Annotated in this window: 15 protein-coding genes; 10 read left to right on the top strand and 5 right to left on the bottom strand. The window is 28.3% G+C overall.

The window, feature by feature from the left end:
* Both NJU99_RS08335 and NJU99_RS08330 read right to left on the bottom strand, forming a co-directional pair.
* The gene (locus tag NJU99_RS08335; protein WP_254575457.1) at positions 1 to 345 is read right to left on the bottom strand and encodes a DUF6172 family protein; all 345 of its coding nucleotides are present in this window, start codon (positions 343 to 345) and stop codon (positions 1 to 3) included.
* A 71-nt stretch (positions 346 to 416) separates the two neighbouring features.
* The gene (locus NJU99_RS08330) at positions 417 to 1286 is read right to left on the bottom strand and encodes an AraC family transcriptional regulator (protein WP_254575456.1); all 870 of its coding nucleotides are present in this window, start codon (positions 1284 to 1286) and stop codon (positions 417 to 419) included.
* Between the two features lie 133 nt (positions 1287 to 1419).
* On the opposite strand from NJU99_RS08330, the gene NJU99_RS08325 reads away from it, so the two are divergent.
* The 5 genes from NJU99_RS08325 (at position 1420) to NJU99_RS08305 (ending at position 4303) form a co-directional block, all read left to right on the top strand.
* Positions 1420 to 2313, top strand: coding sequence for an AEC family transporter (locus tag NJU99_RS08325; RefSeq protein WP_254575455.1), 894 nt, complete (start codon positions 1420 to 1422; stop codon positions 2311 to 2313).
* A gap of 152 nt (positions 2314 to 2465) precedes the next feature.
* The gene (locus NJU99_RS08320) at positions 2466 to 3134 is read left to right on the top strand and encodes a hypothetical protein (RefSeq protein ID WP_254575454.1); all 669 of its coding nucleotides are present in this window, start codon (positions 2466 to 2468) and stop codon (positions 3132 to 3134) included.
* Positions 3135 to 3249: 115 nt separating this feature from the next.
* Positions 3250 to 3492 (top strand): type II toxin-antitoxin system CcdA family antitoxin, encoded by a 243-nt coding sequence (locus tag NJU99_RS08315; RefSeq protein WP_254575453.1) that lies wholly within the window; start codon positions 3250 to 3252, stop codon positions 3490 to 3492.
* Entirely contained in the window at positions 3492 to 3740 is a 249-nt protein-coding gene (locus NJU99_RS08310; RefSeq protein WP_254575452.1) for a CcdB family protein, read from the top strand. Before NJU99_RS08315 ends, NJU99_RS08310 begins: the two co-directional genes overlap by 1 nt.
* 35 nt (positions 3741 to 3775) lie before the next feature.
* Positions 3776 to 4303, top strand: coding sequence for a super-infection exclusion protein B (locus NJU99_RS08305; protein WP_346731806.1), 528 nt, complete (start codon positions 3776 to 3778; stop codon positions 4301 to 4303).
* A 13-nt stretch (positions 4304 to 4316) separates the two neighbouring features.
* On the opposite strand, the gene NJU99_RS08300 is transcribed toward NJU99_RS08305, so the two are convergent.
* The gene (locus NJU99_RS08300; protein ID WP_254575451.1) at positions 4317 to 5120 is read right to left on the bottom strand and encodes a shikimate dehydrogenase; all 804 of its coding nucleotides are present in this window, start codon (positions 5118 to 5120) and stop codon (positions 4317 to 4319) included.
* Positions 5121 to 5247: 127 nt separating this feature from the next.
* Between NJU99_RS08300 and NJU99_RS08295 the strand changes: the two genes are divergently transcribed.
* The gene (locus NJU99_RS08295) at positions 5248 to 5691 is read left to right on the top strand and encodes a bacteriohemerythrin (protein WP_254575450.1); all 444 of its coding nucleotides are present in this window, start codon (positions 5248 to 5250) and stop codon (positions 5689 to 5691) included.
* A 10-nt stretch (positions 5692 to 5701) separates the two neighbouring features.
* On the opposite strand, the gene NJU99_RS08290 is transcribed toward NJU99_RS08295, so the two are convergent.
* Positions 5702 to 6316 carry a class I SAM-dependent methyltransferase gene (locus tag NJU99_RS08290; RefSeq protein WP_254575449.1) on the bottom strand — a complete coding sequence of 205 codons (615 nt, stop codon included), beginning with the start codon at positions 6314 to 6316 and terminating at the stop codon, positions 5702 to 5704.
* 84 nt (positions 6317 to 6400) lie between these two features.
* Here NJU99_RS08290 and pgeF point away from each other — a divergent pair, with 84 nt between their 5' ends.
* The 4 genes from pgeF (at position 6401) to NJU99_RS08270 (ending at position 10032) form a co-directional block, all read left to right on the top strand.
* Positions 6401 to 7069, top strand: a complete 669-nt coding sequence (gene pgeF, locus NJU99_RS08285) for a peptidoglycan editing factor PgeF (RefSeq protein WP_254575448.1) — start codon at positions 6401 to 6403, stop codon at positions 7067 to 7069.
* A 333-nt stretch (positions 7070 to 7402) separates the two neighbouring features.
* Positions 7403 to 8659: a malic enzyme-like NAD(P)-binding protein gene (locus NJU99_RS08280; protein ID WP_254575447.1), complete on the top strand. Its 1257-nt coding sequence runs from the start codon at positions 7403 to 7405 to the stop codon at positions 8657 to 8659.
* Positions 8660 to 8734: 75 nt separating this feature from the next.
* Positions 8735 to 9568, top strand: a complete 834-nt coding sequence (gene purU / locus NJU99_RS08275; protein ID WP_254575446.1) for a formyltetrahydrofolate deformylase — start codon at positions 8735 to 8737, stop codon at positions 9566 to 9568.
* Positions 9568 to 10032: a tRNA (cytidine(34)-2'-O)-methyltransferase gene (locus NJU99_RS08270; RefSeq protein ID WP_254575445.1), complete on the top strand. Its 465-nt coding sequence runs from the start codon at positions 9568 to 9570 to the stop codon at positions 10030 to 10032. Before purU ends, NJU99_RS08270 begins: the two co-directional genes overlap by 1 nt.
* Before the next feature lie 27 nt (positions 10033 to 10059).
* Here the strand turns inward: NJU99_RS08270 and NJU99_RS08265 are convergent, their stop codons facing one another.
* The gene (locus tag NJU99_RS08265) at positions 10060 to 12306 is read right to left on the bottom strand and encodes a methyl-accepting chemotaxis protein (RefSeq protein WP_254575444.1); all 2247 of its coding nucleotides are present in this window, start codon (positions 12304 to 12306) and stop codon (positions 10060 to 10062) included.
* Positions 12307 to 12348: the final 42 nt, after the last annotated feature.

Raw genomic sequence — 12348 nt, 5'->3', positions numbered from 1 at the left:
TTATTCTGATAATTCTTCAGAGTTTTCTTCTGTTGTTTCTTTTGCTGTTTCTTCCTGTACTACTTTTTTTTCTTTTACAGTAGCTTTTGCAATAATCTCAAGATATAATGACTCTGCTTTTGAAGCTGCTGCTTCATCAATAGCTTTTGTAATGTCTATGAATTCTAAAGTCTGTGGTTCTTCACCATTTATTGCACTTTTACATTCGAACTTCCAAAAGTCTGTATCTTCAGGTAATTTTTTCTTTTTTTCTCTTTTGATGTATTTTCTAACTTCGTGTTTAATAGCATCAATAATTCTATCTGGATGTCTTCTACCATCTTCAAGTTTAAAGGTTTTCTTCAATTTTTCTCTTTTGTTTTAAATTTAACTAATAGTATATCTAAAATTTGATTTTAATCTACTTTTTTGATAAATCAGATAACCCTAACAGGAACATGAAAGTCTAAAATAAAAGTATCGTTTTCTTCTAAATAGTGGTTTTTTGTAAATACAGCATAAGCAGGTAGAGATAAAACTTCATATCCACTATTTGGCATCCAATATTGATAAATATAAATCATAAGTCTTTCAATATCTCCATATTTACCTTTATGATGAAAAACAGCACATAGGGATTCATAGATTTTTAATTTACTTATTGAATTATTTGATTCAAAACTATCATCTACTTCAAGTGCAGCGATATAATTACACTCTTCATATGGAATCATAATAGTACTATCGTGGTAAATCCCAATATGAGTACTGTTTTTTAGATTACATTGATACTCAAAAGCTAATAGTTTTTGCCATATCTTTATAAGGTTTGGTTCAGTGTAGCCTTTTAGTCGAAGATATGTACATGTTCTTTGTGGACAAACTTTTATTTTTGGCTCTAAACCATCAAGATCTTTTATAGATTCATCATCTATATCAAATCTATTTTTAGTGAAGCCTCTAAAAGCTCCTTTTCTCCACTGACTTGGAGTATATGTAAAACGCTTTTTAAAGGCTTTGATAAATGATGTATGTGAAGCATAACCGCAAAAATTTGCTATTTCAGTAATGGTAGAGTATTTGTCAGTAATAAGAAGATTTGCAGCTTTCTGAAGTCTAATAGATGTAATCTTTTCAAAAACATTTTCTCCTGTTTCTTCTTTGAATATTCTATGAAAGTGGTATTTGCTAACACTATTTAATTTTGCTAGTTCTTCTAGTGAAATATCTGTGCCAATATGTTTATAAATATAGTTTAAAGTTTTATTTACTATTTGAGCTCTTAGATGTTTTGTATCTCTTTTCATGATTAATTATAACACAGGATAATAAAAATAGCAATATAGGATAATAAAAATGAAATTTAAGATAGAGAATTATGTTTTTAAATATTTTATACTAAAAGAAAAAAAGAACTTAATTTTAATAAAAAGGCTGTAAATGTTAGACCCCGTATTACCCATAGCAATGTATCTTCTATTTGGATATTTATATAAAGTTATATTTCACGATAATTCTAAACAACTTATAGAATTCATAATATATTTTTCTTTACCAGGAATTGTTTTTTCAAAGATTTATCCTTTAAATCTTGATGGGACTATTTTAGGTCTTATGATAATGTTTATAGGATTTATTCTATTTAATTTAGCACTTGCTTACTTCATCGGAAGATTGATGAAATTAGATAGATTAACTTTAGCTACTTTTATGATTATGGCTACATTTGGAAATACCTCATTTATAGGTCTTTCTTATATAGATGCTTTTTATGGTCAAGACTTTATAGTTTATGGAATCATTTATGATATTTTTGGGTCATTCTTTTTACTAGTTACCTTAGGAATGATTGTAATTAACTGGGGTACAGGTAAAAAAAATGATACAAAGTCTATTTTAAAAAGTCTAGTACTTTTCCCTCCAAGTTTGATGTTTTTTTTGACAATATTTGCAAAAAACTTTGAAGTGCCAAACTTTTTATTACTTACAAGTGAAACCTTAGGTTCAACACTAGTTCCCCTTGCAATGGTTGCAATTGGTATGAAACTTGAACTAAAAAATATATTTGTGAAATTTCATATCGTAACTATGGCGATGTGTATAAAAATGCTTATTGTTCCAATCCTTGTATTAATAGGATTTCAGATTTTTTATGGAATTGATGAAACATGGGTTAAAGTTACAATCATCGAAGTAGCTATGCCTCCTATGACTATGGCAACAGTATTGGCTATAAAAGGTGGCTTAGATGAGAAAATAGCTATTAACTCTTTAGTTCTTGGTGTATTACTAAGTTTACTTACTATAAGTATGTATGTTAATTATTTAGCTTAAGGATAAGAGAAAAGTTACTTTTTTATTTAGACGTTTATTAGCTTAACTTCATAATAAAAATATTTTTTTAATATTAAAATATAATATATTTAATAACCTATTAAGTGTAAGGAAGGTAGCATTTTTTTATTATTTATTAAAAGGAATAGTAAATGAATGTATCAGAAACAAGTAGAGCTTACACAGGTTATGTAAATCAAACAAACTCTACTTCTAAAAGTCAAGATAAAAATGAAGATTTTTCTACACTTCTTAATTCCGTATCAAATAAAGAAGAAAATAATACTAGTCAAACTGAAGATTTATTAAATGTTCAATCTTTTAAAAATATGTCACCAAAAGATAGAATGGAGCTAAAAGATACACTTGTAGAAAAATATGGAGAAAAGAAAGGAGGGTCTTATCATTATGCTTTAAGAGTAGCTAGTAAGTTTAACAATAAAGATATGCAAAGTACTACATTTGATAATCTTTCAAAAATGTCTGTAAATGATATTAGTCTTATTAATTTTGACATGCATGGAGCTATTGGTAGCTATCTTTCAGGAAATGAGTTAAAAGCAAGTTATAGTATAAACTTAGATAAAAATGGACAAGTTGACTATGGAAGTGTAGATTCAAAAGATGTAGAAAATTATTTTAATAACATAAGCTCAGAAGAGTTTAAATATCTATTTTCAACTTTGAAAAATTCTCATGAGTCATTAGCAAAAACTGTAGGAATAGAGCAATCCTCTAAATACTCAAAAGTATATGAGAATATCTTATCTTCATATAACAGTTATGTAAATAGTTCAAAAAGTAAAGTTTTTTATGGGTAACAGTAGACTAGGTACTAAGTAAAAGACTAAAAGATAACAACTATGTTCCGGCTTTTGAAAAGAGAAAATAATAAAGCTTATAAATTGTATGTTAAAATATGGTAAAGGATTTAGAATGACTAGAAAAATGACAATTACACTAGAAAAATCTATACTTTCAGAACTAGATAATGCAGCTTTAACTCAAGGGAAAAAGAAAAGTCAGATTATTAGAGAAGCATTAAGGAGTTATTTAAATATTGCTTCAAAAGAAGAAAAAGCAGAACAATGGTACAAAGAAAATAAAGAAGCCGTTGATGCTTATAACAAAGAAGTAGAAGAAGAGGGCTTGATACTAAAAGATAGTAGGATGTTCTAATGGCTCAATTTGATGTATATAAAAATGACAATCCAATAACAAATAAAAAAACACCATATCTTTTAGATGTACAAAGTGATGTATTAAAACATCTAAATACAAGAGTTGTAGTACCTTTATCTAGAGATAAAAAAGTATTTAATGGTTTAATAAAAGAGTTAGTTGTAAAGGATGAAAAGGTTTATTCTTTGGATAGTCAAAAAGAAGAGATTAAAAATTCTATTGACTTTTTGATTTATGGGTTTTGATTCTTAAATATATTTAGAATAAAAAAAGGTTAATATTGAACATAAGTGATATACAAAAGAATATTTCTTTGATATATAAAATATCATTAATAATTTTTTTAGCAGGATTGTTTTTGATATTTTCATCAGAAGAGATAAAACAAAAAATGTATCTTAATAAATTCATTTTGGAATATGGTGTATATATCGGAATTGGTACTTTAATAAGTGGGTTAATTTTTATGTATTTCTTTTTTGAATATATATTTCTTTCGTATAAAAATAAAAAGAAAATAAATATGTTTAAAAATGATTTATTAAGAGAGTTAAAACAATTATCATTAGATGAAAAAAAAGTTTTCGCATATTTTATTGTAAATAATACAAAGACCTCAAATTTAGATATAAAGTTTGAAAGTATTCAAGAACCTAAAGTTTTAAAACAATTATTGGCAAAAGGTTATTTATATAAAAAGTATGTCAGACTAGAACCATTTTATATTATTAATAATGATATTTGGGCTTTATTACATGATAATCAAAATGAAATATTTTATGAAGAAGTATTTTGGAGTGATAAATAAAAGAAGAGTAGTTTTACTCTCCTTTTAATCCCTTTCTCATAGCTTCTACTATATCTTCACCTACATTTTGTTTTGTGAAGTATTCAAAGGCTAAAACACCTTGGAAAAGCAACATATCCTCACCGTCTTTTATCTCACAGTTATTTTGTTTAGCTAGTGCTAAAAATGGTGTGATTTTTCCATATACACAGTCAAAAGCAAATGAGGCTTTTTCTAAAATTGGCTCTAGGATTTCTTTGTCGCATGGAAGATATTCATCTTTTAGTCCTGCACTTGTTGAGTTTACTACTAGGTCATAGTTTTCTGCTTTGAAATCATCCCATGAGTATGAAGTGATACCTTCGTTTTTAAAAAACTCTAATTTTCCTGCACTTCTGTTTAGTACTGTTACTTTGATACCTTTTTCTTGCAAGGCAAGCGCAATTGCTTTTGCTGTTCCTCCTGCTCCTAAAAGTAGTACATTTTTTACCTCTCCAAAAGACTCTATTGCTTTTAGGAAGCCTGGTGCATCTGTGTTGTATGCTATGATTTTTCCATTTTCATTTATATATGTGTTTACTGCTTGGATTTTGTTTGCTAATCCTCTTACTTCATCGGCGTTTTTGTATGCAAACTCTTTATGAGGAACTGTGATGTTTGCTCCTTCATATGAGTTTTCTAAAAAAGCAGTTTTTATAGTTGTTCCATCTTCTAAGTGGTGTTTTTCATAAACTCCATCATAATCTAGTGCTTCAAAACCTGCATTTTGCATTTGTGGTGATTTTGAGTGAGCTACTGGATTTCCAAATATTACGAATTTTTCTTTTGTTTGTGACATATATATTCCCTTAGTTTAAAAGCATGATTTTATCAAAATCTTATTGAAACTATAATACTTGATTGTAATCAATGCTTTTTTAAGTAAATTATGTAAGAATTCAATAAAAATTTCAAAGGCAATAAATATGCTAATAGATAAAAACAACTTACCCCTTGTAGCAGAAGATTTTATGAATGATGTACATTATGAAGATGTAGATATTATAAATGAACTACACTCAAAAGCGGTAATATTCAAAGAAAATACAACAGAAGAAAACAAACAAGAACTTATAGCCTGCTATGAAAAGTGGTATGACCATACAGTAAAGCATTTCAAAGGTGAAGAGGCAGTTATGTTAGAGCGAAGATTTCCTCCTTATATGATGCATAAGGGTGAACATGATAGATGTTTGGAGCATATGGCTTATGTGCTAAATAGTTTCAAATCTTCAAGTGATATTGATGCACTTTTAAACTACTTAGAAACGGATTTGTTAAACTGGCTTTTAAATCATATTCAAACTATGGATACAGTTACAGCAAACTTTTTCAAAACTGGTATGAGTCCATGTAGTGCCATGCACTAAAAAGCTAAGTTTACTTAGCTTTTTTAGCGATTAGATTAAAAAGTGGGTATTCTTTATCATTTCTTTCATGTTTGAAAACTGTATCACATGACACTATTTCAAAACCTTGATTTTCAAAGATTTTACATACATCTTCTTTTTCAAAACCAAAGTGTTCAACTCCCTCATTGTTATGTTTCTTATGGAAAGTTCCATCCTCTTTTTCAAGGTCATTTATACAAACAATACCATCTTTTTTAAGGGCTTCAAAACATTTTCTTGCAAACATGTTTGTATCTTTTATATGGTGCATTGTCATAGAAGATATTACTAAATCAAACTGTTCTTGTGGAAGTTCTTCTTCATTCATATTGTGTTTAACTGCTTTGATATTATCAAAGTCTAACTCTTTTGCTTTTTCATTAAATCTTGAAACCATTCCATCTGAATAGTCCATTCCTAAAATATTATTTGTTTCATTGCTTAGGGCAAAAGCTATAAATCCAGTACCACAACCATAGTCTAAAATATTTGCATCATTTTTAAGTGTAGTTTTTTCTAAAAGGTTATTTACACAGGCATTTGAACTATCAATACTTGATTGTTTCTTATCCCAAGTTTTTGCTGCTTCATCAAATCTATTCATTTGTATCCTTTGTTTAAAATAACATTATATCAAAATCAAACTTTTTACAGTACAATTAGAAAAAAGCAAAAAAGGTAGAAACTTATGGAAGATATATTAGCAGTTTTTACAGATAAAAGTGATGGAAACTTAGCATATCATGTGGGTGATAAAAGACATAATGTAGATAAAAATCAAAAAGCTTTAGCTAAAAAGCATGGCTATAGATTTAGTGATTTAAGATATATGAATCAAGTTCATGGAAACAATGTAGTTATTGTAAATCATAACTCCCCAAGATGTACAGATGATTGTGATGGACTTATCACAAACGAAAAAAACTTACCTTTGATGGTGATGGTTGCAGATTGTATACCTATTCTTTTACATGACAAAAAAGAGGGTGTTATAGCTGCTCTTCATGCAGGAAGAAACTCTACTTTTCTAAAGATAGTGAAAGTAGCACTTGATATTATGAAAAAAAACTTTGGATGTAAGGGTGAAAATATAGAAGCTCTTATGGGTCCTAGTATTCAAAAGTGTTGTTATGAAGTAAATGACGAGCTATTAAATATTGTAGAAAAAAACTTCGGAAAAGAGTTTATTGAAGGAAAAAATATAGATCTTCAAGGAATAAATCGTGCAATTTTAGAACAAAATCATGTAAAAAATATAGAAATTTCAAAAATTTGTACAAAATGTTCAGGAACTGAACACTATTCTTACAGAAAAGACCCAAAAACTGGCAGATTTGCAGGTGTCATAAAACTTTAATTTTAATCTTTACGAATTTACTCAAAAATAGTTAAAAACTTAAATAAACTTAAGACTTAAAATTTACTTTTTCTTATAGATAAATTTTAAGTTCAAAACATAATATAATATATAAAGTACCATAAAATCAGTTGTTGTTTGTAAAATTTAATATTTTTAATTATTAAAATTGTATTAAAAAAATCAATTACCTATCATGTTTTACATAACTTTTACATAAATAGCTTAAATGAAACTTGGAAATGAAATTAGTTTCAAAATTTATCTTTTTTAAGCTTTCTTCTGTTACTATTTTGCCACATTTAAAGAAAGCAGAAAATATTAAGGATTAAAATGAGTACTAAAGTAACAAAAAGTGAAGCATTAGATTACCATAAAGTTCCAAACCCTGGAAAGGTTGCTATTGCTACAACTACAAGATTAGAATCACAAAGAGATTTATCTCTTGCATACTCTCCAGGAGTTGCATACCCTTGTGAAGAAATCAAAGATAACCCAGAGGCTGCATATACATATACATCAAAAAGAAATTTAGTTGCAGTTATTTCAAATGGTACAGCTGTACTTGGACTAGGTGATATTGGAGCATTAGCTTCAAAGCCAGTTATGGAAGGTAAAGCCGTATTATTCAAAAAGTTTGCAGCAGTTGATTCTTTTGATATTGAAGTTGATGAAAAAGATATTGATAAGTTTTGTGAAACTGTAAAAGCGATTTCACCAACATTTGGTGGAATTAACTTAGAAGATATTAAATCACCTGAGTGTTTTGAAATTGAAAGAAGATTAGTTGATGAGTTAAACATCCCTGTTATGCATGATGATCAACATGGAACAGCTATTATTACAACAGCAGGTTTAATCAATGCTTCTTCTATGATGAATAAAAAGCCAGAAGATATGAAAGTTGTAGTTGTAGGTGCAGGAGCCTCAGCTATTTCTTGTTCTAATATGTATAAAGAATTAGGTGTTAAAAACTTAATTATGTGTGATTCAAAAGGTGTTATTCATAAAGGTAGAACCGATTTAAATAAATACAAAAAAGACTTTATGATTGATGATGCTCTTACTATGAATGAGGCATTTACTGATGCTGATATGGTATTAGGTTTATCAAGACCAGGTACATTTACAAAAGAGCATATTTCACTTATGAGTGAAAGACCTATTGTATTTACACTTGCAAACCCAACACCAGAGTTATTCCCAGAAGAAGTTAGAGAAGTAAGACCAAATGCAATTATCGGAACTGGAAGAAGTGACTTCCCAAATCAAGTAAATAATGTACTTGGATTCCCATTTATTTTTAGAGGTGCATTAGATGTACAAACTAGAAAAATCAACATGACTATGAAGATGGCAGCAGCTTATGCTATTGCAAATTTAGCAAAAGAGCCATTATATCCAGAATTAAAAGTTATGTTTGGTGACTTATCTTATGGGCCTGAATATATTATTCCAACTCCTTTTGATAAAAGACTTATGGTTGAAGTAAGTGCAGCAGTAGCAAACGCAGCTGTTGAGACAGGTGTTGCAAGAGTAAAAGAGTTTGATTTAGAGGCATATAGAGAAAAACTTTCTCATATGGTATAAGTTAAATTATCTATTAATTAAGAAAAAGGTATTATTCTCATTTAATTTTAATGAGAATAATATTATAGGACGATAATGGAAGAGTATATACTTTTAATTGATACAGAAGATGCAAAAGGTTTAGTTTACAACATTTCTAAAGTACTTTTTGCAAACAACTTAAATATTGAGCGAAATGCTGAATATGTTGACCCTGAAACTAACAAATTTTTCATGAGAACAAGAATCTCAGGAAATATCTCAAAAGACATTTTATTAAAAGAGTTAAAAGAGGTTTTACCACAAGGCTCAAGAATTAGACTAAATAAAAAAGCTAAAAAAGATGTAGTTATTTTAGTTACTAAAGAGTCTCATGTATTAGGTGATTTACTTATTAGATATATTGATGGTGAGTTAAATGCCAATATAAAAGCAGTTATTGGTAATCATGAGCATTTAAGAGATTTAGTTGAGAAGTTTAATATTCCATTTACATGTATTAGTGCAGAAGGAATGGAAAGAGAAGCTCACGAAGACTTAATGATTGAAGAGATTAACAAATATGAACCAGAAGTTATTGTTCTTGCAAAATATATGAGAATCTTAACTCCAAAGTTTGTACAACAATATCCACAAAAAGTACTAAATATTCACCACTCATTCTTACCTGCATTTATTGGAGCAAATCCATATAAGCAAGCTCATGAAAGAGGTGTTAAGATTATTGGTGCTACTGCTCATTATGTTACTGATGATTTAGATGAAGGTCCGATCATTTCTCAAGATGTAGTAGCGGTTGACCATACATTCTCTTGGCAAGATATGAGAAAAGCAGGAAGAAATGTAGAAAAAATTGTATTATCAAATGCCTTCCAGTTATTACTTGAAGATAGAGTATTTGTATACGGAAATAAAACGGTAATTTTATAATGTTTAATTTAGTATTACACGAACCAAGAATACCAGGAAATGTTGGAACTATCGGAAGATTAGCTTTTGCTATGAACTGTACTTTGCACCTTATAAAACCTTATGGTTTTGGTGAGATTACAGAAAAAGAAGTAAGAAGAGCTGGTCTTGATTATTGGTATGATTTAGAAATCTATGAGTATGAAAATATTGAAGAGTTTTGGGAAAAAAATCCAATCTCAAATAGACACTTCTTTGCAACTACAAAAACTGATAAAGTTTATTTTGATGCCAAGTTTGAAAAGGGTGATTTTTTCTACTTTGGTAGAGAAGATGCCGGTTTACCTGAATCAATTATGGATAAACATAAAGAAGGATGTATTACTATTCCTATGACAAATGATGCAAGAAGTTTAAATATTGCAAACTCTGTATCAATTGTAGCTTATGAAGCATTAAGACAAAACTTCAAAGATTTTAAATAATCTTTGAGTTTTTCTTATCTTGATTTTTTAGAAACTTTCCCATTCATCATCACTTGATGAATTCTCTTTTATTTCTGTACTTCTTTTAGAAACTTTTACATTTTCTCGTTCTTGTTTATGTATAGTTTGTTTTTTTGTCTCAATTGGCTTAGAAAAATTTTGTAAATCTATATTTTTCCCTTGTACACTATCTTTTCCTATAAACTCTTTTTCATCACTATTGTTTACTATTTCAATAGCCATACTATTAGTTTGTTCTGAAATATGTTGAGTATTTGAAGAGATATTTGCAATTTCTTGCGTTTGTTTGTCTAGTTGATTAATAGAGTCATTTATTTGCTCCATACCAATTTGTTGCTCTTTTGAGGCAGTTGAAATATCTGAAATTAGATTTATAGTGCTATGAATATTTTCATTTAATTCACTATATCCCATAATCATTTTAGCTGATATCTCTTTTCCATCTGTTGCTTTTGATGTTGCTACTTCTACTAGGTGTTTAATTTCCTTCGCAACTTCGGCACTTCTACTAGCTAGGTTTCGTACTTCTTGAGCAACCACAGCAAAACCTTTACCAGCTTCTCCTGCTGTTGCTGCTTCTACCGCTGCATTTAGTGATAAAATATTTGTTTGGAATGCAATCTGGTCAATTAAACCTATTGATTCGTTTATAGCTCGAACTTGTTCATTTATTTCATCCATTGCACTTGTAGTTTCATTTGCAAGTTTCTCACCATTTGTAGCTGCTGTTTTAACTTTCTGAGAGTTTGTTGACATCTGTTGAACACTCTCATTATTTTTTACAATTGTAGATGTGATTTCTTCAATTGCTGCTGCTGTTTCTTCAAGTGAAGCAGCTGTAGAGTTTGCATTTGTAGTAAGATTATCAACATTTGTCACTAAAGTATTAGCGCTTACTTGAAGACCAAGACCAATTGATTTACTCTCTTTTAACATCTCATTTATACTTTTTGCAACTATATTTATGTTTTCGCAAAGTTGTAATACTTCACCATTTATATTTGAAGTTTTTACTTCTTTTGTATAGTCATATTTTGCAAACTCATTTAAAACAGAGTTTATATTTTCAATATTTGAACTTAAAGTATCAAGCATTTCGTTTATTACATTTTTTAGTTCATTTAACTCATTTGAATTAGAACTATGTGAAATTCTACTTGATAAATATCCTTCTTTGATTTTATTTGCTACTTGTGTTGCATCATCAATAAGCTCTCTATCTTTTTGAATATTTATTTTGGCATTTTCAATATTTTTATTAATCATTTTTGCCATGTTTCCGATTTCATCATTGTTTTTGTCATTTAGAGGTTTTACATCATTTGTTTCATGATTTATGAAAGCAAAGAAGTTATTTAAACCTTTTTCAAACTCTATTAAAGATTTTGAGATTTGTCTATTGAACACTATTAGTGCAAAAATAATAAAAATAGCAATACTTGAAGTAACTATAAGTGAGTATAAACTAATAGCATCTTTTTTCTCAACAAATGCTTTTGCAATTATTTTAGTTAAGATTTCTAGTTGTTTATCTGTTTTATGTACAGTTGCTCTAAGCTCTCCTAAAATTCCACTTTTATGATCAAAACCTTTTTTCTCTTCAAGTTTTGTTAGAGCTAAAAAACTTGTTTGATAATCTTTTAATAAAGGGTGCATTTGAGTATACCTATTATCATCAAGAAGCTTTTTGATGATTTTGTTAAATTTGCCTATGTATTTACTTTTATATCTAAGCATAAAATCTTTTTCTTGTTTTCTTAAGTCATATACAGATGATAAAAGATATGTATCATTTTGTTTTTTAGCATAGTCTTGAACTTGATGTACTTTAGCTCTTAAGTCACCATATAAAGCATCTGTTGGAGTAAGACCAATTCTTTTTTGAATTTCTGATAGCTCTATAAACTTTTTTCCATACAGTTTAAGAGTTTTTTCATACTCTTCTAAAGAAGTAGTATTTAAATCAAAATATGTTAATTCATATTTAAGTAGTTCTTTTATTTCAAAAACTTCATTTAGTGTTTTTTTAAAACTTTCTATATACTTCAAGTCTTTTCTAACTAAAAAATCTTTTTCATCTTTCCTTAGTTCTAAAAGTTTTACATTCAACTCTTCAGTATGATGATCCATTTTTGCTAAAGTTTGAAGTTCATGCATTGCACTTCTTTCGCTTATTACAATGAAAATAAAACTAAACGTAATTACAATAGCTAAAATTATTAGCTTTAATTTTATGGAAATATTAGTAGCCATAATAAAATCCTTATGTTAATGTAAAATGTTACATTATTAGTT

This window comes from Arcobacter roscoffensis (assembly GCF_024267655.1).
Classification (GTDB): Bacteria; Campylobacterota; Campylobacteria; order Campylobacterales; family Arcobacteraceae; genus Arcobacter_B; species Arcobacter_B roscoffensis.
This window is presented reverse-complemented; position numbering and strand designations above follow the sequence as displayed.

Bases quoted from the DNA above. Each gene is read 5' to 3' on its own strand.
- NJU99_RS08330 (WP_254575456.1), bottom strand. From the start codon at position 1,286: ATGAAAAGAGATACAAAACATCTAAGAGCTCAAATAGTAAATAAAACT.
- NJU99_RS08325 (WP_254575455.1), top strand. From the start codon at position 1,420: ATGTTAGACCCCGTATTACCCATAGCAATGTATCTTCTATTTGGATAT.
- NJU99_RS08320 (WP_254575454.1), top strand. From the start codon at position 2,466: ATGAATGTATCAGAAACAAGTAGAGCTTACACAGGTTATGTAAATCAA.
- NJU99_RS08315 (WP_254575453.1), top strand. From the start codon at position 3,250: ATGACTAGAAAAATGACAATTACACTAGAAAAATCTATACTTTCAGAA.
- NJU99_RS08310 (WP_254575452.1), top strand. From the start codon at position 3,492: ATGGCTCAATTTGATGTATATAAAAATGACAATCCAATAACAAATAAA.
- NJU99_RS08300 (WP_254575451.1), bottom strand. From the start codon at position 5,120: ATGTCACAAACAAAAGAAAAATTCGTAATATTTGGAAATCCAGTAGCT.
- NJU99_RS08295 (WP_254575450.1), top strand. From the start codon at position 5,248: ATGCTAATAGATAAAAACAACTTACCCCTTGTAGCAGAAGATTTTATG.
- NJU99_RS08290 (WP_254575449.1), bottom strand. From the start codon at position 6,316: ATGAATAGATTTGATGAAGCAGCAAAAACTTGGGATAAGAAACAATCA.
- pgeF (WP_254575448.1), top strand. From the start codon at position 6,401: ATGGAAGATATATTAGCAGTTTTTACAGATAAAAGTGATGGAAACTTA.
- NJU99_RS08280 (WP_254575447.1), top strand. From the start codon at position 7,403: ATGAGTACTAAAGTAACAAAAAGTGAAGCATTAGATTACCATAAAGTT.
- purU (WP_254575446.1), top strand. From the start codon at position 8,735: ATGGAAGAGTATATACTTTTAATTGATACAGAAGATGCAAAAGGTTTA.
- NJU99_RS08270 (WP_254575445.1), top strand. From the start codon at position 9,568: ATGTTTAATTTAGTATTACACGAACCAAGAATACCAGGAAATGTTGGA.
- NJU99_RS08265 (WP_254575444.1), bottom strand. From the start codon at position 12,306: ATGGCTACTAATATTTCCATAAAATTAAAGCTAATAATTTTAGCTATT.